A 21,591-nucleotide genomic window follows, 5' to 3' on the forward strand; every position below is an offset into this window, starting at 1 on the left:
ACACCAGACTTTATTAATCCATGGTGATCTCCAGTGCCAAGCCTCTGAGTTCGTGTACAAGTACATTGAACGACTCCGGTATATTTGGCTTGCGCATGTTCTCACCCTTCACAATCGCTTCGTAAGCTTTCGCACGACCGATCACATCATCGGACTTAATGGTAAGGATTTCCTGCAGGATATTCGAAGCACCGAATGCCTCTATAGCCCACACCTCCATCTCTCCGAAACGCTGACCACCGAATTGAGCTTTACCTCCCAGTGGCTGTTGCGTAATGAGTGAGTAAGGTCCGATAGAACGTGCGTGCATCTTATCGTCAACCAAGTGGCCGAGTTTCAACATATAGGCTACACCTACTGTAACCGGCTGATCGAATTTCTCTCCGGTCAAACCATCGTACAGATACGTACGTCCAAAAGGAGGCAGACCAGCTTCTTTCAATTCGCCTTGAACTTCGTCTAATGAAGCACCATCAAAAATTGGCGTTGCATACTTACGACCAAGTTTCAAACCTGCCCATGCAAGGACAGTTTCATAGATCTGTCCCAGGTTCATACGCGATGGTACACCAAGCGGGTTCAAGCAGATGTCTACCGGAGTTCCATCTTCGAGGAATGGCATATCTTCTTCACGAACAATACGTGCCACAACACCTTTGTTACCGTGACGACCCGCCATCTTATCTCCCACTTTCAGTTTACGCTTCTTAGCGATGTAAACTTTAGCAAGCTGTACTATGCCTGTAGGAAGTTCGTCTCCTACTTCAAGTGTAAAGCGTTCGCGTTTGAATTCACCTGCGTATGTATTACGCTTGATGATATAGTTTTTCACCATCTGGCCGATGAGCTCGTTTGTGTGCTCTTCAGATGTCCAGTTCTCAAGACTTACGTCAGAGATAAGGTTAACTTCTTCCGGAACGTTATAGTTACTTTCATCGCGGTAGATGTTCTTGTCAGGGAACAGGTTGTTCTCGATTACCTTCGCAGAGAACTTAACACCTTTGCTTACTAACTCATCACCGAATTTATGTTTCACTCCATTGCTGTTCTTTCCGTTCAGCAGCTGAGTCAGCTTCTTGATCATTTCATCACGAAGATCACCAAGTTGTTTGCTGTACTTGTTCTTCAGTGCATCGAGTTCTTTCTTCGACTTCGAACGAACGTCTTTATCACGTTTCGGTCTTGAGAAGAGTTTAGTATCGATAACCACACCTTTCAGTGATGGAGGTGCCTTCATGGAAGCATCTTTCACATCACCAGCTTTATCACCGAAGATCGCACGGAGAAGTTTTTCTTCTGGTGTAGGATCTGTTTCTCCTTTCGGAGTGATCTTACCAATCAGAATATCTCCTTCGCGTACTTCTGCACCAACACGGATGATACCATTTTCATCCAGGTGTTTAACAGCTTCTTCGCTTACGTTCGGAATCTCAGAAGTAAGTTCTTCTTCACCACGTTTTGTATCACGAACTTCAAGTTCAAATTCTTCGATGTGTATAGAAGTATATACATCGTTCTGAACTACTCTTTCAGAGATAACAATCGCATCCTCGAAGTTATACCCTTGCCATGGCATGTATGCTACAAGAAGGTTACGTCCAAGTGCGAGCTCTCCGTTCTGTGTTGCATATCCTTGACAAAGTGGTTGTCCTTTCACAACATTCTGTCCTTTACGAACAAGCGGAGTCAGGTTGATACAAGTATCCTGGTTAGTTCTTCTGAACTTGATCAGGTTATAGGTTCTGAATTCATCATCGAAGCTTACGAGTCTCTGCTCTTCAGATATCTCGTACTTGATAACAATCTTTTTCGCATCTACAAAATCAACAACGCCATCACCTTCTGCAAGAATGAGTGCGCGTGAGTCTAATGCTACACGACCTTCCAGACCAGTACCTACGATTGGAGCCTCCGGTCTCATCAATGGTACAGCCTGGCGTTGCATGTTCGATCCCATCAATGCACGGTTCGCATCGTCATGCTCAAGAAATGGAATCATCGAAGCAGCCACCGAAACGATCTGGTTTGGTGCAATATCCATATACTTCAGATCTTTTGGCTCGATTACCGGGAAGTCCCCTTCAAAGCGAGCTTTGATCTTCTCATCCACAAACTCACCGGTAGCCTTAATCGGTACCTTCGCTTGTGCTATATAGTTGGTATCTTCTTCTTCTGCCGTAAGGAATACAACCGGATCTTTTACTTTCACTTTACCATTTTCAACTTTACGGTAAGGTGTTTCGATAAAGCCCATCTTGTTCACTTTTGCGTGAACGCAGAGAGACGAAATCAATCCGATGTTTGGACCTTCAGGAGTTTCAATTGTACAGAGACGTCCGTAGTGCGTATAGTGCACGTCACGAACCTCGAAACCTGCACGTTCACGTGAAAGACCTCCAGGACCGAGTGCCGACATTCTACGTTTGTGCGTAATCTCAGCAAGCGGGTTGGTTTGATCCATGAACTGTGACAACTGGTTCGTTCCGAAGAACGAGTTAATCACAGAAGACAGTGTACGCGCGTTGATCAGATCAACCGGCTTAAAGTCTTCATTGTCGCGAACGTTCATTCTTTCTTTGATGGTTCTCGCCATACGGGCAAGACCTACACCAAACTGAGAGTAAAGCTGTTCGCCAACTGTTCTTACACGTCTGTTACTCAAGTGATCGATATCATCGACAACGGCTTTTGAGTTGATCAAACCGATGAGATATTTCACGATCAGAATGATATCTTCTTTCGTCAATACACGCTGATCAGAGCTGATATCGAGACCTAATTTCTTGTTGATTCTGTAACGACCAACCTCACCTAAATCATAACGCTTCTCAGAGAAGAACAAGCTGTTGATGATATCACGAGCTGTTTGTTCATCCGGAGCTTCTGTATTTCTCAACTGACGATAGATATACTCAACCGCTTCTTTTTCAGAGTTGGATGTATCTTTTGCCAGTGTATTAAAGATGATGTTATAGTCTGCTATATTAATATCATCGCGGTGCAGGATGATTGATTTCACACCTGACTCAACGATGATGTCTACATCTTCTGCTGCAATAGTATGATCGCGCTCTAACAGCACTTCGTTACGATCGATCGATACAACTTCACCGGTATCTTCGTCCACGAAATCTTCTGTCCAGGTCTTCAATACCCGGGCAGCAAGTTTACGACCTACTATTTTTTTGAGAGTATTTTTGTTAGCCTCAACTTCTTCTGATAAACCGAAGAGGTCAAGTATATCTTTATCTGAACCATAACCAATTGCGCGGAGCAACGTGGTTACAGGGAATTTCTTCTTACGATCGATGTACGCATACATTACTGCGTTAACATCGGTAGCGAATTCAATCCATGATCCTTTGAATGGAATGATACGCGCAGAGTATAGTTTCGTTCCGTTCGTGTGTTTGCTCATGGCAAAGAATACACCTGGTGAGCGGTGTAGCTGTGATACAATAACACGCTCGGCACCATTGATCACGAACGATCCTTTCTCGGTCATATACGGTATATTTCCGAGGAATACTTCCTGTTCAATGGTTTCAAAATCTTCGTTATCCTCATCGTTGCAAGTAAGGCGAAGCTTAGCCTTCAACGGTACGGAGAAAGTCAATCCGCGATCGATGCACTCATCTACAGAGTACTTCGGCGGATCGATTGTATAGTCTACAAACTCCAATACGAAGTTCTCGCGCGAATCACTTATCGGGAAGTTTTCTGCGAAAACCTTATACAAGCCTTCATTTTGTCTTTTTTCGGCCGGAGTTTCAATCTGTAAGAAATCTTTGAAAGACTGGAGTTGAAGGTCCAGAAAATCTGGGTATTCGAGGATCTTCTCAATTCCTGAGAAGTCGATTCTACCGTTAATAGTCTTCTTTGCCAAGGTATTTAACGTTTAAGTTCTAGTCCTGGACGGAGAACAGTAAGGAAATACAAGTTTGAGTACAAATAGGAATAGACCCTGTCCCTCCCGATCTACGATCAGGACAGACACAGGGTCTAACCGAAGCTGTCAGACGGTACTCTTCGTCTGCAAGAAGATTACTTCAACTCAACTTCGGCACCAGCCTCAACAAGTTGCTTCTTCAGGTTCTCAGCTTCGTCTTTTGGTAAGCCTTCTTTGATAGTTTTAGGTGCACCATCTACTACATCCTTAGCTTCTTTCAAGCCAAGACCAGTAAGATCTTTCACCAGTTTCACGATCTGAAGCTTGTTAGCTCCAGGAGCTTTCAATACTACATCAAAGTTAGTTTTTTCAGCAGCAGCAGCGCCAGCACCACCAGTAGCAGCAGGACCAGCTACAACAGCAGCGGCAGCAGGCTCAATGCCATAGGTTTCTTTCAGGTAAGAAGCCAATTCAGTAACTTCTTTAACAGTGAGTTCAACAAGTTGATCTCCAAGTGCTTTAATATCAGCCATTTTCGTAAAATTTAATTAAGTCTTGTTAGTAAAAATTATTTAGTTCCACGTTCTTCCAGTGCTTTCACCAAGCCAGCCACTGTGTTCTTTCCACTCTGAAGAGCAGAGATAACATTTTTGGCAGGAGATTGAAGCAATGCAATAACATCGCCGATGAGCTCATTCTTAGATTTAAGCTCGCTCAGCATATTTAAGTTTTCGTCTCCGATGAACAGGTCGGAGTTGATGGAGGCTGCTTTCAATACAGGCTTACCTTCCAGTTTCAAACGAAACTCTTTAATTACCCTTGCAGGAAGATTACCTGATTCTTTGGAGAACAATACTCCTGAGAAACCATGCAATGTTGTAAACAAAGGAGAGTAGTCCGTTCCCTCTTGTCTCTCAAGAGCTTTACGAATCAACGTATTTTTATATACTCTGTATTCGATACCGCTTTTGAAACACAATCTTCTGAAATTATTGATCTGAGCAACTGTGAAGCCACCCGCATCAGTAATATAGAAATGAGCATGGTTAGCAAACTTCTCTGAAAGCTCCTCGATAATTTGTGCTTTTTCTTCTCTGGTCATGTCTTTAATTCTTAAATGCCAGCAATCGAATTTTTGTCAACTGCTATCCCCGGACTCATCGTTGTAGAAATGGTGATGCTTTTGAAGTACTCACCCTTTGCAGAAGCCGGTTTCAGCTTAGCAACAACATTGATCATTTCGATAGCATTGTCCCGGATTTTATCAGCCGAGAAGGAAGCTCTGCCAATGCCTACGTGTATGATACCTTGTTTATCAATTTTGAAGTCGATTTTACCCGCTTTTACTTCTTTCACGGCTTTACCAACTTCGAGCGTAACAGTTCCTGATTTAGGGTTTGGCATAAGGCCCCTTGGTCCTAATACTTTACCAAGTTTACCAACCTTCGCCATTACTGTAGGTGTACAGATGATTACATCGATATCTGTCCATCCACCTTCAATTTTCTGGATATAGTCATCCAGACCTACGTGATCGGCACCAGAGTCTTTTGCTTCCTGAACTTTGTCAGGTGTGCAAAGCACTAATACACGAACCGTTTTACCAATACCATGTGGCAACGCTACTACACCGCGCACCATTTGATCTGATTTCTTAGGATCAACACCCAAGCGAATATCAAGATCAACAGACGCATCAAATTTTGTAAAGGTAATATCCTTTAGAACCTTTGCTGCATCTTCCAAGGAATACTCCTTCTCCGGATTGTATTTCGCAAGGACTGCTTTTCTGTTTTTAGAAATTTTCGCCATCGCTCTGATTATTTATCCCAAGGGGGAGTTCCTGATATTGTTATACCTAAGCTTCTTGCAGTACCTGCCACCATTTTCATGGCTGACTCAACTTTGAATGCGTTGAGGTCGGGCATTTTAGTTTCTGCAATTGTTTTCACCTGATCCCAGGTGATTGAACCAACCTTTGTACGGTTAGGTTCTGCTGAACCTTTTTGCTTTTTAGCAGCATCTAAAATCAGGATTGCAGCTGGAGGAGTTTTGATTACAAAATCAAACGACTTGTCGTTGTAAATGCTGATCAAAACGGGCAACACCTGACCGGGTTTATCCTGTGTACGAGCATTGAATTGCTTGCAAAAGTCCATGATGTTAAGACCTTTGGAACCCAACGCAGGACCGATCGGAGGTGCAGGGTTTGCCGCCCCACCTTTTACCTGTAATTTCAGATAACCTATTATTTCTTTTGCCATGTTATCTTTATTCTAACTTTTCTACCTGCATATAACTCAATTCAACCGGAGTATTCCGGCCGAAAATCTTCACCATTACATTGAGTTTCTTTTTGTCTTCAAAAATTTCCTCAACGCTTCCGGTAAATCCGCTGAATGGACCATCCATTACTTTCACTGATTCACCTTTAATAAATGGTGTCTCGAGTTTTTCCTCGAGTTCGTCAATCTCATCAACTTTACCGAGAATCCTGTTAACCTCCGATTGACGAAGAGGTACGGGATCCTTGGAAGCCCCGGTGCCGTTGTTACCGAGAAAACCAATCACACCCGGTATACTATTTACCGCGTGAAAGGCTTCCCCATTCGAGAGATCTGCAGAAAGGAGAATGTAACCCGGAAAGAAATTGCGCTCACGAACACGCTTCTTACCGCCTCTCATTTCGTATACTTTTTCAGAAGGAATCAACACCTGGGGGATAAAATCCACCAGCTTCGAGCGCTCGATCTCAGTTTCCAGGTAGGACTTAACCTTTTTTTCCTGGCCACTTACGACTCTGAGAACATACCATTTAAGTTCTGGCATTACCTTCTTTATTAAAATTCTCTATAAAACCACTGAAGACCGGTTTTGAAAACCCAGTCGATTGCACCAATCACCAGAGCGAAGATGGTTGAAGCCACCAACACCAGGATTGCGCTACCTTGCAATTCGCTGTATTTTGACCAAGTAACTTTGTTCTTGATCTCATCCCAGGACTCCGCCAAATAGGTTTTTAACTTCGCCATTGATTTTCAGTTTTTTAAGGAAGCCAATGCTTCTTTATTATCAGCACGGGTGGAGAGACTCGAACTCCCAGCCAACGGTTTTGGAGACCGCTACTCTACCAATTGAGCTACACCCGTATTTTTATTTTTCCACTAAAGGCCAATTTTCTTCGTGCGTTCTTGCTTTCGGAAACCGAGCCTTTTTCAAAAGTCCTTTTTTGCTTTAGCGGGAACCGCCCAATCCCTTGAGCCGCACCCAAATAACACTCAGCCCAAAAAGGGACTGCAAAAATAGAAGATTAGTGTAGAAAATAAAAGCGTTCTTGAAAAATATTCCAAGAACGCTTTCTATTTATTAATCAGACGATTAGTCTATGATTTCAGTTACCTGACCAGATCCTACGGTACGGCCACCTTCGCGAATTGCGAAACGAAGACCTTTTTCCATAGCGATTTTATTGATCAATTCAACCTCGATAGAGATGTTATCACCAGGCATAATCATTTCTACACCTGCAGGAAGTTTCACTTCACCAGTAACATCCGTTGTACGGAAGTAGAATTGAGGACGGTATTTGTTAAAGAATGGAGTGTGACGACCACCTTCTTCTTTAGACAATACGTAAACCTCAGCTTTGAATTTAGAGTGAGGTTTTACTGAACCAGGCTTACAGATAACCATACCTCTGCGGATTTGTTCTTTTTCAATACCGCGGAGCAGAAGACCTACGTTATCACCAGCTTCACCTCTGTCGAGGATCTTACGGAACATTTCCACACCTGTGATTGTAGACTTCAGGTTTTCAGCACCCATACCAAGGATTTCTACAGCATCACCAGTGTTAACAACACCTCTTTCGATACGACCAGTAGCAACTGTACCACGACCAGTGATCGAGAACACGTCTTCTACAGGCATCAAGAAATCTTTGTCGATCAGACGAACTGGAAGCGGGATGTACTCATCAACAGCTTTCATCAGTTCTTCTACTTTTTCAACCCACTTCGGTTCACCGTTCAGTGCACCAAGAGCAGATCCTCTAATTACTGGCATAGTATCGCCAGGGAAGCTATATGCTGACATCAGTTCGCGAACTTCCATCTCAACGAGATCCAAAAGTTCAGCATCATCAACCAAGTCAACCTTGTTCATGAATACAACAAGAGCAGGTACACCTACCTGACGAGCAAGAAGGATGTGCTCGCGAGTTTGAGGCATAGGTCCGTCAGTAGCAGCTACCACAAGAATAGCACCGTCCATCTGAGCAGCACCAGTAACCATGTTTTTCACATAGTCAGCGTGACCAGGACAGTCTACGTGAGCGTAGTGTCTTTTCTCAGTAGCATATTCTACGTGAGAAGTGTTGATTGTAATACCTCTTTCTTTTTCTTCAGGAGCGTTGTCAATTGAAGAGAAGTCGCGCAGAGAAGCGAGTCCTTTAGATGCGAGAACTTTAGTAATCGCAGCAGTAAGAGTAGTCTTACCGTGGTCAACGTGACCGATAGTACCCACGTTAACGTGTGGTTTCGAACGATCAAATGTTTCTTTAGCCATATTTGAAAATCCCAGTTAAAAGTTTAAAATTATAAGTGTTATGAAATTTGTTTTGCTTCTTCCATAAGTTCAGCCGCTGCCGAACCAAACACCCTGAACATTTTAAGCCTTTCGAAAAGGGTAATCTCCAATATGTTTATGAATGCCGACAGCCGTGATTTGCTAGGTCGCAGCGCTTATTTGTCTGACAAACATTTTTTTCGAGAGCTGTTGATGAGGATTGAACTCACGACCTCTTCCTTACCAAGGAAGTGCTCTACCACTGAGCTACAACAGCTTAGTGCCGTTATACGTTACCCGTTATTTTCGTCAACCGTACTTTTTACGACTAACGGATAACGATCAACGGATAACGGCTCAAATGAGAGCGGGAGACGAGGCTCGAACCCGCGACCTATAGCTTGGAAGGCTATCGCTCTACCAACTGAGCTACTCCCGCATTACGTTGCAAAATAAAATTATGACTTCGCCAGGGATATACTCTTAGGCTAATCATACTATATATCTGCAATTAATGGTGGGGGAAATAGGATTCGAACCTATGAAGTCATAAGACAACAGATTTACAGTCTGTCCCAGTTGGCCGCTTTGGTATTCCCCCTAAAATATTTAAATCATCCTTACAAAATCCATCACGAGATTTGTAAGAGAGAATAGAGTTTCAATATTTCTTAGAACAAAACCTGCTTTATGTGCTGTTTTGGTCAGCTCTTCAAAAACAGGAGTGCAAAATTATACGCTTTTCTACTTTTTCAAAACTTATGCAGAGAAAATCGAAAATTCTTTTCACGTAAATTTTCGAATGGCATTCAGGTTACATCGCAATGATCTCCATAATCACTCCTTCTCCGAATTCTTTTCGGAACATTTCGAGCACTTGCGCTTTATGTAATGAAAAGTCGTGACGCATGGTAGGTGAATCAAATTCAACAAATAATACTTTATTCTTTATAAAGAGTTTGCGCGTACGTTTGGCAATCGGCTTGCCAACGATCCGCTCCCAAGATTGAATCAGGTTCGCTTCATCAAATTTTGTTGAAAGCTGATAAGAATTGAGCAGGGCGCGTATTGCCTGACCAACGGATTGAGCATCGCCTCCTCTATACTTTTTCATGATGCAAATATACTAATGCGCCATGCCGTATCCTTCTCTTTAAAGAAAGAACCTGATCAGAAAAATCTTAATGGTAAAATTTATTGCTGCAGGATTGTTCCACCTTCTACTTTAAAGAGAGCAGCAGATACTTCGATCGATCTTAACAACTCGCCCGTTCGGTCTGGTCGGGCATCTGTAATAAAGAGTTGGCCCAAATCATTTTTCACCAGTGTTAATAATCTTGCTATTCTAAAATCATCAAGCTTATCAAAAATATCATCTAGCAGAAGAATAGGTTTAAAACCTTTCATCTTTTCAATGATCTCGAACTGAGCAAGTTTCAAGGCGATCACAAAAGACTTTTGTTGTCCTTGTGAACCTAATCTCTTCAGATCGCCATCACCTAAAGTAAAAACATAATCATCGCGATGTATACCAAAAGAAGTGCGTTGCAAGGCGAGGTCTTTTTGTCTGTTCCTTAATAAGCCTTCCTCAAAACTTTTTTCCTTTAACTCAGATGCATACTTCAAATCAGTCACCTCAGCATCATCCACTATAAATTTGTAATACTTTCTGAACACGGGTAGAAACTCTTCTGCGAAAGCGATACGCTGCTGAAAAATCTGTTGACCTAAACGAATCAAAATGCGATCGTACGATTCAAGTGCGAGCCAGTCCGGGTTGCCTCGTTCCTGGAACATGCGCAGTAAGCTATTCCGCTGCTTCAATGCCTGGTTGTATTGCATGAGCGCTTCCAGGTATTTTTTATCCAACTGAGAGATGATACTGTCAAAAAATTTTCTCCGCGATTCACTGCTTTCGCGGACCAGGTCTACATCATCGGGGGCAATCAGAATCACGGGATATTTTCCAATGTGATCACTCAGCTTCGGATAGTCCGAGCCTTCTTCACGAAAAACTTTTTTAGAACCAGCCTGTACGGAGCTCAGCAATTCATAAGATTTATCCTGCTTAAAGAACTTCCCTTTCACCATAAAATAATTCTGACCCGACAAAACGCACTGAGTATCAGAAGAAGCGAAGGCGCTTTTTGTAAAAGAGAGAGAATAAATTGCATCGAGCAAATTAGTCTTACCACTACCATTTTTACCTACCAAAACGTTAACTGAAGGCGAAAAACGAAGATTTGCTTCTACGTAGTTTTTAAAATTCAGCAAATGAAGTTCGTGGAGGTACATGAGGATTTGCCTTGAAAGTTTGGCTAATGTTCGTTGGGGGGTTATTTTCGCAGCTCGGATCAAAAATAGGGATATGCCTGCTACAACAAAAGCCAAGAATGAGCCCGCGGTGGCGAAGAAGAGTGATTCAACTGAATTCTCAAAGGAAACGTACCTCTACTGGTATGAAAGCATGCAGCTGATGCGGAAATTCGAAGAGAAAGCCGGTCAGCTCTACGGTATGCAGAAAATCAAAGGATTTTGTCATTTATATATAGGGCAGGAAGCTTGTGCTTCGGGTACAGTTTCAGCTCTGCAAAAAGGAGATAAATATATAACTGCTTACCGCGATCACGGTCATCCATTGGCATTGGGTACAGATCCCAAAGCTATCATGGCTGAACTGTATGGTAAAGAAACCGGAACCACAAAAGGTAAAGGTGGTTCGATGCACATCTTTGATAAGGAACATAACTTCATGGGTGGCCACGGTATTGTTGGTGCTCAGGTTCCACTAGGTGCAGGTATCGCTTTCGCAGAAAAATATAACAAGACCGGTAACCTGTGTATCGCTTATATGGGTGATGGAGCTGTTCGTCAGGGTGCATTTCACGAAGCGTTGAACCTCGCGATGCTTTGGAAGTTGCCCGTGATTTTTGTGATCGAAAACAACGGATACGCTATGGGTACTTCTGTACAGCGTACTTCTAACGTTCACGAATTATATACGTTAGGTGAAGCATACGATATGCCTTCAGAGCCTGTGGATGGCATGAGATGCGAAGATGTACACCGCGCTGTAGCCCGCGCTGCAGAAAGAGCCCGTGCCGGTGAAGGACCTACACTTCTTGAGTTCAGAACGTATCGTTACAAAGGTCACTCTATGTCTGACCCTCAGAAATACAGAACCAAAGAAGAAGTTGAGCAATACAAGCAACGTGATCCGGTTGAGATTACCCGCCAGACTATCCTCGACAAAAAATTCGCTACTGAAAAGGAGCTTGAAGAAATAGACAACAAAGTAATACAGCAAGTTGAAGAGAGCGTGAAATTCGCAGAGGAATCCAATTTCCCTGATCCTTCAGAAGCACTTACCGATGTGTATGTGCAAACTGATTATCCATTTATCATGGACTAATCTTGCTCAGCGTGAGCTGTTTGTTTAGTATGATCTAATTTGTAGTTTTGCGCCCTCCCGATTTATTCGGGAGGGCTTTCACTTATCATAACAATGGCTAAAAAAGAAGAACACAAGCACGAATTGCTGGAAAATCCAGAGGCTATAAAACACAAACTGGAAGATGCCGAAAACTGGGTAGAGAGTAATCCTAAAACCATTATTGGTATTGCCCTCGTAATCCTTCTCATCGTTGCTGGATATTTTGGATTCCAGTATTACAAAGGCACTCAGGATGATGCCGCGCAAAAAGAAATGTTCCAGGCTGTTTATTATTTCGAGCAAGACAGTCTTAACCTGGCATTGAATGGCGATGGTAACAATCTCGGATTCTTAGCGATCATTGAAGACTACGGAGTTTCTGATGCTGCTAATCTTTCTAACTACTATGTTGGTGTTATTTACCTGAAGCAAGGTAAGTTCAATGTAGCACGTATGTACCTGGAAGATTTCAGTTCAAACGATCTGCTGGTTCAAGCCCGTGCCTACAGCCTGATTGGTGATACGTACATGGAAGAAGAGAATTATGAAGATGCTGCCAAGTTCTACAATAAAGCAGCTAACTATAAACCGAACAAATACTTCTCTCCTACTTATCTGATGAAAGAAGCTCTTGCATACGAGAAGCTGAATCAAAACGACAAGGCTAAAGAAGTATACGAAAAGATAATTTCTGATTTCTGGGAATCAGCCGAATACCAGAATGCCCGCAAGTTCAAGGCAAAGCTGGAAAGTAATTCATAGAAGATTTTATTTTAAATTTACAGGGATGGAGATAAACTCTATCCCTTTTTTATTTTCAGAGCATGACAACAAAGCTTACCGTTACTTTAGAAAAGAAAATAATTGATCGTGCAAAACTGTATGCTCAAAAGAAGGGCAAGAATTTATCTGATCTTGTTGAATCATACTTAACTGAGCTTGCAAACGCAGCACCTCAGCAGCAGCAAGATCTCCCGAAAGAGATAAGTAAACTGTTCGGCTCCGTTAGAATACCCGCCAAACTCGACCACAAGAAAGAGATCAGAAGCATCCTGAAGAGCAAAAAGAAATGACGAAGGTATGTCTTGACACCGATATCATTCTGGATTTTCTGGGAGATCGTAAGCCATTCTCGCAAGCTGCATTGTCAATTTTTCTGGCAGCATACAACAAGCAAATCGCTCTTCATACATCGTCTAATAGTATAACAACTGCATACTATATTCTTTGTAAGCTTACTTCCGAGCGACACGCACGAGAACTCATAACGGGTCTACTTGATCATATAGCAATTATTCCCGTCAGACATTCAACCTTAAAGAGCGCTTTTACGTCTCCGTTTAAAGATGTAGAAGACGCTGTTCAATATCATACAGCGGCAACTGTATCTAGCATGCATTGTATAATAGCACGCAATGTGAAAGACTACAAGAAGAGCACACTGAATGTGATCACTTCAGACGAATTTATAAAAACTATCTAGCCATGGCCGGACCACTTAAATCAGGAAAAGTAAAAACCAACCTTAATTTCTCTAAAAAGAAAATTGCCATTGTTGTTGCTGAATGGAACTCCGAAATAACGGAAGCTCTACACTCAGGCGCAGTTGAAGCGCTTGTAAAGCACGGCTTCAAAAAGCAGAACATTATCCGTAAAACTGTTCCCGGAACATTTGAGCTTACACTCGGTTCTTTATGGGCTGCAGAAGACAAATCAATCAGCGCTGTGATCAGTCTGGGTTGCGTTATTCAAGGTGAAACGCCACACTTCGACTATATATGCCAGGCTGTTGCCTACGGTATTACGGAAGTAAATATCAAAACGAAGAAGCCTGTAATCTTTGGTGTACTGACTACGCTGAACAAGCAACAGGCGATGGATCGTGCCGGTGGTAAATATGGCAACAAAGGTGAAGAGGCTGCTTTGACAGCTATATCTATGTTGAGCTTCTAAGACAGCATTTTACCGCAATCTCCTAAAACAATAAAGCCGGAATTCCCGGCTTTTGTCTTATAATATATACTCCTCGGATTTATATCTAGTCCTCAAACTAGAAATCGGCTTCGTATCCATGACCGTTCTTCCCGTAAAAAATTAGCCACCTGGCCAGTGAGTATACTATATGGAGTTTACTTTCTATAGCCTTCTCATCAGTTTCAGGAGGCATACGTTGCGTTTTTAGATGCTGAAGATTCTTTTCGACTGCAATCTTGTCTGCGGCCTGCATTAGTCTGTTACCATAATCCAGCGTTTCATCAGCAAGTTTGGTTTCCCACGCCTCGTGTACCAATTCCTTTCCAATCAAATCAAGACAATCATTAAGAAACTGTCCTCTGAAAACATTTTCATCCTGCCCCAAAGCTCTATATACCGGCACGCCATCTGTCTCTTTTGCCAGGTCAATTACATAGTAGCCTTGATACTCCTTAACAAAATCCTGAAGAGATACTTTCTTATCACTTTCTTCATATTGCTCTTTAACCCACGCATCAGCTTCTTTATCTCTACCAACTCTTGGTGCTTTAATGGTTTCGTATGTTGGTATCAGGTTAGCAAACCATTCTTCCAGGAGCTGCTCTCTGGTTGGTCCTTTTTTGCCCAACAGTCTTTCAAGCATAGAAGGCTTGGGGATGTTATTGTCATCCTTTAACATTTGGTATATTTCCATATACCTCTTTTCAAATCCTGGTTTTGGCTTGCCCATCGGGCGCATGTCTAGTCCCATCTTATCAAGATTATGGCGTGTACAGGGTCTGCTATTCTACAAACATATATATATTGCTAAAACATTATTTACCCGCATCCAAGAACCTTTGCAACAACACTATCTTCTCATCCTTCTCCTTTAAGAGTGCTTTATATAGTTCATCTTTTTCATTACTGATGCGTAACAATTCATCAAATGGATTGAATGTCGGGTAGTAGTTTACGCCATTGTTAATGGAGGAAGTGTCGTTACTGGTAAAAGTATTGTTGATAACATTAAAGGCCGTCTCCTCATTAAAATTCTTAATAGCTTCCGCGGGTACTTTAAGTGCCTTTGCCAACTCTTGTAAAATGTCATCCTCTATCAACTCTTTATTTTCGAGCATCGATATTCTTTTCTGCGACCAGTCTTCTCCCAATTGGTCAGCAAGAGCTTCTTGCTTCATGCCTAACACTTCACGGAAACGCTTTACGTTTCGCCCCTGGTGTATCTTATGATTATCGGTTGCCATATCCAAATATAGCAGTAAAAGAATAATGAAACTAAGATGGCACTGGTATTAAAATATACCATCTGGAGAATAAAAAAGTCAGTGTCGGGATAAAAACAAAAAGCCACCTCGAAAAACGAGGCGGCTTTCTATATATACTTTTACTAAACTTTACGCTTAGAAATTCTTCACAATCTCTTGTGCAAACTCTGAGCACTTCATTAAGGTAGCACCTTCCATCAGGCGGTGGAAATCGTACGTTACTTTCTTCGAAGATATAGCACCTTCCAAACCTTTAATGATCAGGTCAGCAGCTTCCTGCCAGCCCATATACTCAAGCATCATTACACCTGAAAGAATTACAGAGCCTGGATTTACTTTATCCTGACCTGCATACTTCGGTGCTGTACCGTGTGTAGCTTCAAATATAGCGTGACCGGTTTTGTAGTTGATGTTACCACCCGGAGCGATACCAATACCACCTACAATCGCAGCAAGTGCATCGGATATATAGTCACCGTTCAGGTTCAATGTTGCTGCTACTGAATACTCATCTGGTCTCAACAGAATCTGCTGTAAGAAAGCATCAGCAATAGCATCTTTAATGATCAGCTTATGGCCGCCTTTCTCGATGATCTGCCAAGGTCCTCCATCCAGATCTTTAGCGCCGAACTCAGCTTTCGCCAAAGCATATCCCCAATCGCGGAAACCACCTTCGGTAAATTTCATGATGTTACCCTTGTGAACAAGCGTAACGCTAGGCTTCTTGTGTTGCAATGCATACTCGATAGCCGAACGCACCAAACGCTCTGTACCTTCTTTTGATACCGGCTTAACACCGATAGCAGTTGTCTGCGGGAAGCGGATTTTCTTATATAGTTTCGCGAAGTTCTCTTCGAAGAACTTCAGGAATTTCTTGTTCTCTTCTGAACCTTCCTGAAACTCGATACCTGCATATATATCTTCAGTGTTTTCGCGGAAGATGATGGTATCAGTTTTATGTGGCTCCTTTACAGGTGAAGGTACACCTTTAAACCAACGTACCGGACGCACGCAGGCGTATAGATCGAGCTCCTGGCGAAGTGCAACGTTCAATGACCGTATACCACCTCCTACCGGAGTTGTTAAAGGTCCTTTTATACCTACCAGGTATTCTTTGAAAACGTTGAGCGTTTCATCCGGCAGCCAGTTACCAGTTTGGTTGAAAGCTTTCTCCCCTGCCAAAACTTCTTTCCAGTTGATCTTCTTCTTTCCACCGTAAGCCTTTTCAACTGCTTTATCAAATACTAACTTAGATGCAGGCCAAATGTCTACACCGGTTCCATCACCCTCGATGAACGGGATGGTTGGATTATCAGGCACATTAAGTTTACCGTTGCTGATGCTGATTTTCTGATCGCTCATTTTGCTAAAATGTTTTAAATGTTTTTGCGTTTTAGGTGTTTAATTGAAACACCAAGCCCTTGATTTTGGGCGCGGAAAATTAAAAAATAAAGGTCATAAATGAAGACATTTTGTAGTTCAATCGCTTAATCCTTAAAATATCTTATGAAATCGTTTGTTTTAGCCTCGTTCCTGCTTTTATCGATGTCTGCTTTCGATACGCGTCCTTTTCTGCAGCTCCAGGAAGAAGAACTTTGCCTCTCTACTGAAGAAATGAAGCTATACCGCCTCATTATGGAATACCGGAAGACTAAAGGTCTCCCCTCCATACCACTTTCGGCCAAGCTCTCGCAGGTAGCCAACGTGCATGCGCATGATTTAGCAGATAACTATAAGTTTGATCCGGATAATAAATGCAATCCGCACAGCTGGTCTAAAAAGGGAAGCTGGACTGCCTGCTGCTATACCAGCGATCACAAACGCGCTCAATGTATGTGGGATAAGCCCAAGGAAATTGCCGGCTATTCGGGCTTTGGGTATGAGATTGCGTACTATAGCACAGCCGGTGCCACAGCCCAGGAAGGTCTCGATGGATGGAAAGTAAGTCCAGGTCACAACCCGCTGATCGTTAACCTCGACATCTGGAGCAAAGTAAAATGGAATGCTATAGGTGTTGCACTGTATAAAGAATACGGCCTGGTATGGTTCGGTGAAGAGAAAGACGATACTACTGTTAAAACTTGTAAATAGCTTTATCGTAAAATTTATAGTCTACCGTTCTGTCTTCTTTCCAGCCAAAACGACTGATTTATAGTTTATTCGAAGGTATATTTATTGACATTTTTTCAGAAAGCTACTGGTGGATTAGTATTTGATAACAGCAGCCCTGAGGGACTACAATCATGAACTTCGAAAAATTTACTATAAAATCTCAAGAGGCATTACAGAAGTCTGCGGAGATCGCCATGGGCAACCAGCAGCAAGCGATTGAACCGGGACACGTTTTGAAGGCTATTCTGGAGACAGACGAAAACGTATCAAGCTACCTGTTCAAGAAGCTTGGTATTAATGAGACTATACTTGACACAAAACTGCAAGAGATTCTCAACGCATATCCCCGTGTATCAGGTCAACAGCCTTATTTGTCTTCTGCTACCAATACGCTTTTACAAAATGCCGATAAAGAACTGCGTGAATTCAAAGATGAATATGTAGCGATCGAGCATCTTCTATTGGCATTACTTGCATCAAAAGACAAAGTATCTTCTATTATGAAAGATGCTGGCTTTGAACGCGCAGCCCTGATCAAGGCTATAAAAGAACTTCGTGGCGGATCAAAAGTTACCGATCAGAATGCTGAAGCAAAGTATAAATCGCTGGAGCGTTATTCTAAAAATCTGAACGACCTTGCTAAAGAAGGTAAGATCGATCCGGTGATTGGACGCGATGAAGAAATCAGACGCGTGTTGCAGATACTTTCGCGCAGAACCAAAAACAATCCTATACTCTTAGGTGAACCTGGTGTTGGTAAAACAGCCATCGTGGAAGGTATGGCGCAACGTATCGTGGATGGTGATGTACCGGAAAATCTCAAAGATAAAATCCTGGTGTCGCTGGACATGGGCTTGCTTGTTGCCGGTGCAAAGTATAAAGGTGAATTTGAAGAACGCCTGAAAGCTGTTATCAAAGAAGTAACAGACTCCAACGGCCAAATTATACTTTTCATTGACGAGATCCATACCTTGATCGGTGCCGGTGGCGGTGGTGAAGGTGCTATGGATGCTGCGAACCTGTTGAAGCCAGCACTCGCTCGAGGCGAACTGCATGCTATCGGTGCTACTACACTGAAAGAGTATCAGAAGTATATTGAAAAAGATAAAGCACTTGAACGCAGGTTCCAATCTGTAATGGTAGATGAACCTTCTGTTGAAGATAGTATATCTATACTTCGTGGTATAAAAGATAAATACGAATTACACCACGGTGTACGGATTAAAGATGATGCCGTTATAGCATCGGTAGAACTATCGAGCCGCTATATCAGTGATCGCTTCCTTCCAGACAAGGCCATTGACTTGATGGACGAAGCTGCATCCAAGCTAAGACTTGAAATGGACTCTCTGCCGGAAGAACTCGATGAGTTGAATCGCAAGATCATGCAACTCGAAATCGAGCGTGAAGCTATACGTAGAGAGAAAGACCGCGAGAAGGAAGCTATATTAAGCAAAGAGATTGCTGAACTTTCGGAACAACGAAATTCACTCAAAGCAAAATGGGAAAGTGAAAAGGAAGTTGTTCACGGCATTCAGAAAGAAAAAGAAAATATAGATAAACTGAAGTTTGAAGCTGAACAGGCTGAAAAGGCTGGCGACTATGGAAAAGTAGCCGAGATACGCTACGGTAAAATTACCGAAGCCGAAAAACATCTCAATGATTTTCAGTTGAAGATGAAAGAAATGCAAGGCGAAAAAACCTTGTTGAAAGAAGAGGTTGACAGTGAAGATATAGCGGAAGTTGTAGCGAAGTGGACAGGTATACCAGTCTCAAAAATGCTGCAAAGTGAACGCGAGAAGTTACTGCACCTGGAAGAAGAACTTAGCAAGCGTGTTGCAGGACAAGAGGAAGCTATACAAGCCTTGAGTGATGCTGTTCGCAGAAGTCGCGCGGGCTTGCAGGACCCGAAACGTCCTATAGGTTCGTTTATCTTTATGGGTACAACCGGTGTTGGTAAGACTGAATTATCGAAAGCATTGGCGGAGTATCTCTTTGATGATGAGAACTCGATGGTGCGCATTGATATGAGTGAATACCAGGAACGCCATAGTGTAAGTCGTTTGATTGGTGCGCCTCCAGGGTATGTAGGATACGATGAAGGTGGACAATTAACAGAGGCCGTTCGCAGAAAACCATACTCTGTAATTCTACTGGATGAGATCGAGAAAGCTCACCCGGATGTTTTCAACATTCTGCTGCAGGTACTCGATGATGGCCGGTTAACCGATAACAAAGGTCGTGTTGCCAATTTCAAAAACACGATCATTATCATGACCACCAATATAGGTTCGCACATTATACAGGAGAACTTTGAAAAAATTACAGACGAAAATTACTTCGATATACTCGAGAACACAAAAGATGAAGTTTTTGACTTGTTGAAGAAATCGGTTCGACCTGAATTTGTGAACCGCATTGACGAGATCATTATGTTCAGACCGCTGAGCAGAAAAGATGTTCGCAAGATTGTTGATATACAGGTTAACCTGATCTGCAAGCGTCTTGATGAGTCTGGTATAAAACTGGACATAACGGAAGCTGCCCGCGAACGCTTATCAAGAATGGGATTCGATCCGCAATTCGGAGCACGTCCGCTGAAACGTGTATTCCAACGTGAGATTTTGAACGAGTTATCAAAGCAGATATTAGCTGGCAAAGTTCATAAGGATTCAGTGATCCTGGTAGACCTCCGTAACGAAACGGAATTTACCTTCGAGAACATTGAAAATGCAGAACTGGTAAGCTAAAAAAGTAAAGAGCCGCTTTTGATGCGGCTCTTTTTCTTTTAAAAGAATTATTTACAGGCTATACAATATGAACCAAAGTATACCCGTCTTATGTTATACAATCAGGTTTAAGGATTGGTAATCCCGATTTTCTGAATCGGGACGAAGTTGGTATGAGGGGTTTGGTTTAAGCCCCGGGGTGGTTCCCGGGGCTTTCTTTTTTTGATATAGTCGCCCTGCTTAGTTTACATAACCGGCATTTTGCTGGCCGGCAAGCGCAGGATTAGAATCCATTTCGCGTTGCGGAATAGGAAGCACCAATAAATTGCTATTCCACTCATAAGTTCCCTGTTGCGTAATGGTTGTTTCCGTTCTTTTTATATCGTGAATGAAGTGGCCTTCAAAACCAAGCTCAAGTTTACGCTCTAACAGTATATCTTCAACCGTAGGCTCTGCAGGAGCATCACTTGCTTTTGCACGTGCGCGGATGAGTTGCAAATCATCGCCCGGTGTATTAGGACCAACCTGCGTTCCGCCTGCACGTACGTTTGCTTCCGCACGAATGAGGTATAGCTCTGCCAAACGAACAATACTGATGTTGGCAAACTGATCTTTATACTTACCGCTGAGACGTCTTCCCGCAGCATCATAATAAATCAATGCAGTTTTACGCTCATCAGTCTCCTCTAACAAATCATCATACTCAGCTCGGATACGAATATCTCTTCTGCCGTTGAAGCTTGTTGAAGCATAGAAAGTTTGCAAAGCATTTTCTCCATCCTGATTTGTGATTTGTACAGCGAACACATCTTCTGAAGTATTGTTTGCCTGGTTGAAAGCCTGACTAACTTTATCAACGAGCGCAAATTGTCCGCTCTCAATAATATCATTCGCTTTAGTTCGGGCATCCTCGTAATTACGCTGCTGCATATATACTCTTGCCAGTATCGCTTTGGCAGACCATGTTGTAGCATAGAAGCCGTTATCTTCGCCCAGCAATTGCTCAGCATCGGTAAGATCTTCCAGTACTTGTGCATATACTTCCGCTACCGTATTTCTGGAAATAGCGCTGGAAGCAGGGTCATACTCCAGATCAGTTGGCGTAAGCTTTAACGGCACACCCAAATTGGCAGACGGATTTCCATCAGCCCAGTCTTTCGCGAATAAGCGAACGAGATCAAAATATACCAGGCCACGGATAAATTTAGCTTCGCCTTCTATTCTGGCGCGCTCATCTTCGTCTGTTATCACCGACAGGTTTGCCAGGATGATGTTGGCAACGTTGATAGCTTCATATGCCTCTGTCCACGTTACCTCTGCCTGAGCATTGCTGGTAGTAATGGTTTTATTCCAGATATCACGCGGATCTGAAAATGTACCACTCCAGGTTATATCGTCATTGGTGCCTAGTAAATCACTTGTCATCTGAAACCAGCCGCCATATAGGTCATCATCAGCCATGCGATCGTACGCACCCACTAATAAAGATTGAATAGCTTCTTCTGAATCCAGTGCTACTTCTTCTGTTACAGAATCTTTTGGTTCGATATCAAGTTCGCTGGCACAACCTACGAGCATGGCCATGCAGGCAGCAACAATTAAAACATTATATTTTTTCATACT

General features: G+C 42.6%; 21 protein-coding genes and 4 tRNA genes. 7 read left to right on the forward strand and 18 right to left on the reverse strand.

Going from position 1 to position 21,591, the window contains the following annotated elements; genetic code table 11:
* Window positions 1–13 precede the first annotated feature (13 nt).
* From rpoB to recF, 14 genes are all read right to left on the reverse strand, one after another.
* The gene (gene rpoB, locus ACFQ21_RS10870; RefSeq protein WP_377578849.1) at window positions 14–3,886 is read right to left on the reverse strand and encodes a DNA-directed RNA polymerase subunit beta; all 3,873 of its coding nucleotides are present in this window, start codon (window positions 3,884–3,886) and stop codon (window positions 14–16) included.
* Between the two features lie 158 nt (window positions 3,887–4,044).
* Window positions 4,045–4,422, reverse strand: a complete 378-nt coding sequence (gene rplL, locus ACFQ21_RS10875; RefSeq protein WP_377578851.1) for a 50S ribosomal protein L7/L12 — start codon at window positions 4,420–4,422, stop codon at window positions 4,045–4,047.
* Window positions 4,423–4,457: 35 nt separating this feature from the next.
* Complete coding sequence (gene rplJ / locus ACFQ21_RS10880; RefSeq protein ID WP_377578853.1) at window positions 4,458–4,991, reverse strand: 50S ribosomal protein L10; 534 nt, start codon at window positions 4,989–4,991, stop codon at window positions 4,458–4,460.
* Window positions 4,992–5,002: 11 nt separating this feature from the next.
* A complete protein-coding gene (rplA, locus tag ACFQ21_RS10885; protein WP_377578855.1) occupies window positions 5,003–5,701 on the reverse strand; it encodes a 50S ribosomal protein L1 in 699 nt (232 codons plus the stop codon).
* Window positions 5,702–5,709: 8 nt separating this feature from the next.
* Window positions 5,710–6,153 (reverse strand): 50S ribosomal protein L11, encoded by a 444-nt coding sequence (gene rplK, locus ACFQ21_RS10890; RefSeq protein WP_079688278.1) that lies wholly within the window; start codon window positions 6,151–6,153, stop codon window positions 5,710–5,712.
* Between the two features lie 7 nt (window positions 6,154–6,160).
* The gene (gene nusG / locus ACFQ21_RS10895; protein ID WP_377578857.1) at window positions 6,161–6,718 is read right to left on the reverse strand and encodes a transcription termination/antitermination protein NusG; all 558 of its coding nucleotides are present in this window, start codon (window positions 6,716–6,718) and stop codon (window positions 6,161–6,163) included.
* Between the two features lie 11 nt (window positions 6,719–6,729).
* A complete protein-coding gene (gene secE / locus ACFQ21_RS10900) occupies window positions 6,730–6,921 on the reverse strand; it encodes a preprotein translocase subunit SecE (protein ID WP_377578859.1) in 192 nt (63 codons plus the stop codon).
* 44 nt (window positions 6,922–6,965) lie between these two features.
* Window positions 6,966–7,038: transfer RNA gene (locus ACFQ21_RS10905), tRNA-Trp, on the reverse strand.
* Window positions 7,039–7,267: 229 nt separating this feature from the next.
* Window positions 7,268–8,455 (reverse strand): elongation factor Tu, encoded by a 1,188-nt coding sequence (gene tuf, locus ACFQ21_RS10910; protein WP_377578861.1) that lies wholly within the window; start codon window positions 8,453–8,455, stop codon window positions 7,268–7,270.
* A gap of 205 nt (window positions 8,456–8,660) precedes the next feature.
* A tRNA-Thr gene (locus ACFQ21_RS10915) sits at window positions 8,661–8,732 on the reverse strand.
* Window positions 8,733–8,821: 89 nt separating this feature from the next.
* Window positions 8,822–8,894: transfer RNA gene (locus ACFQ21_RS10920), tRNA-Gly, on the reverse strand.
* A 76-nt stretch (window positions 8,895–8,970) separates the two neighbouring features.
* Window positions 8,971–9,056 (reverse strand) — tRNA-Tyr (locus tag ACFQ21_RS10925).
* 213 nt (window positions 9,057–9,269) lie between these two features.
* Window positions 9,270–9,569 (reverse strand): DUF721 domain-containing protein, encoded by a 300-nt coding sequence (locus tag ACFQ21_RS10930; protein ID WP_377578863.1) that lies wholly within the window; start codon window positions 9,567–9,569, stop codon window positions 9,270–9,272.
* Between the two features lie 80 nt (window positions 9,570–9,649).
* Complete coding sequence (gene recF, locus ACFQ21_RS10935) at window positions 9,650–10,750, reverse strand: DNA replication/repair protein RecF (protein WP_377578865.1); 1,101 nt, start codon at window positions 10,748–10,750, stop codon at window positions 9,650–9,652.
* A gap of 73 nt (window positions 10,751–10,823) precedes the next feature.
* Here recF and pdhA point away from each other — a divergent pair, with 73 nt between their 5' ends.
* The 5 genes from pdhA (at window position 10,824) to ribH (ending at window position 13,841) form a co-directional block, all read left to right on the forward strand.
* Window positions 10,824–11,867 (forward strand): pyruvate dehydrogenase (acetyl-transferring) E1 component subunit alpha, encoded by a 1,044-nt coding sequence (gene pdhA, locus ACFQ21_RS10940; protein ID WP_377578867.1) that lies wholly within the window; start codon window positions 10,824–10,826, stop codon window positions 11,865–11,867.
* 93 nt (window positions 11,868–11,960) lie between these two features.
* On the forward strand, window positions 11,961–12,650 hold the full coding sequence (locus tag ACFQ21_RS10945; protein ID WP_377578869.1) for a tetratricopeptide repeat protein: 690 nt from the start codon (window positions 11,961–11,963) through the stop codon (window positions 12,648–12,650).
* A 62-nt stretch (window positions 12,651–12,712) separates the two neighbouring features.
* A complete protein-coding gene (locus ACFQ21_RS10950; protein WP_377578871.1) occupies window positions 12,713–12,961 on the forward strand; it encodes a DUF6364 family protein in 249 nt (82 codons plus the stop codon).
* Entirely contained in the window at window positions 12,958–13,371 is a 414-nt protein-coding gene (locus ACFQ21_RS10955; protein ID WP_377578873.1) for a PIN domain-containing protein, read from the forward strand. Before ACFQ21_RS10950 ends, ACFQ21_RS10955 begins: the two co-directional genes overlap by 4 nt.
* Before the next feature lie 2 nt (window positions 13,372–13,373).
* Entirely contained in the window at window positions 13,374–13,841 is a 468-nt protein-coding gene (gene ribH, locus ACFQ21_RS10960; protein ID WP_377578875.1) for a 6,7-dimethyl-8-ribityllumazine synthase, read from the forward strand.
* A gap of 97 nt (window positions 13,842–13,938) precedes the next feature.
* On the opposite strand, the gene ACFQ21_RS10965 is transcribed toward ribH, so the two are convergent.
* From ACFQ21_RS10965 to icd, 3 genes are all read right to left on the reverse strand, one after another.
* Window positions 13,939–14,556: a hypothetical protein gene (locus ACFQ21_RS10965; protein ID WP_377578877.1), complete on the reverse strand. Its 618-nt coding sequence runs from the start codon at window positions 14,554–14,556 to the stop codon at window positions 13,939–13,941.
* Window positions 14,557–14,677: 121 nt separating this feature from the next.
* Window positions 14,678–15,106, reverse strand: a complete 429-nt coding sequence (locus ACFQ21_RS10970; RefSeq protein ID WP_377578879.1) for a helix-turn-helix transcriptional regulator — start codon at window positions 15,104–15,106, stop codon at window positions 14,678–14,680.
* A 156-nt stretch (window positions 15,107–15,262) separates the two neighbouring features.
* Complete coding sequence (gene icd / locus ACFQ21_RS10975) at window positions 15,263–16,489, reverse strand: NADP-dependent isocitrate dehydrogenase (RefSeq protein ID WP_377578881.1); 1,227 nt, start codon at window positions 16,487–16,489, stop codon at window positions 15,263–15,265.
* 144 nt (window positions 16,490–16,633) lie between these two features.
* On the opposite strand from icd, the gene ACFQ21_RS10980 reads away from it, so the two are divergent.
* Both ACFQ21_RS10980 and clpB read left to right on the forward strand, forming a co-directional pair.
* Window positions 16,634–17,218, forward strand: a complete 585-nt coding sequence (locus tag ACFQ21_RS10980) for a CAP domain-containing protein (protein ID WP_377578883.1) — start codon at window positions 16,634–16,636, stop codon at window positions 17,216–17,218.
* A 152-nt stretch (window positions 17,219–17,370) separates the two neighbouring features.
* Complete coding sequence (gene clpB / locus ACFQ21_RS10985) at window positions 17,371–19,989, forward strand: ATP-dependent chaperone ClpB (RefSeq protein WP_377578885.1); 2,619 nt, start codon at window positions 17,371–17,373, stop codon at window positions 19,987–19,989.
* Between the two features lie 219 nt (window positions 19,990–20,208).
* On the opposite strand, the gene ACFQ21_RS10990 is transcribed toward clpB, so the two are convergent.
* Entirely contained in the window at window positions 20,209–21,588 is a 1,380-nt protein-coding gene (locus ACFQ21_RS10990; protein WP_377578887.1) for a RagB/SusD family nutrient uptake outer membrane protein, read from the reverse strand.
* Window positions 21,589–21,591: the final 3 nt, after the last annotated feature.

The organism is Ohtaekwangia kribbensis, from assembly GCF_042676245.1.
GTDB classification, from domain to species: Bacteria; Bacteroidota; Bacteroidia; order Cytophagales; family Cyclobacteriaceae; genus Ohtaekwangia; species Ohtaekwangia kribbensis.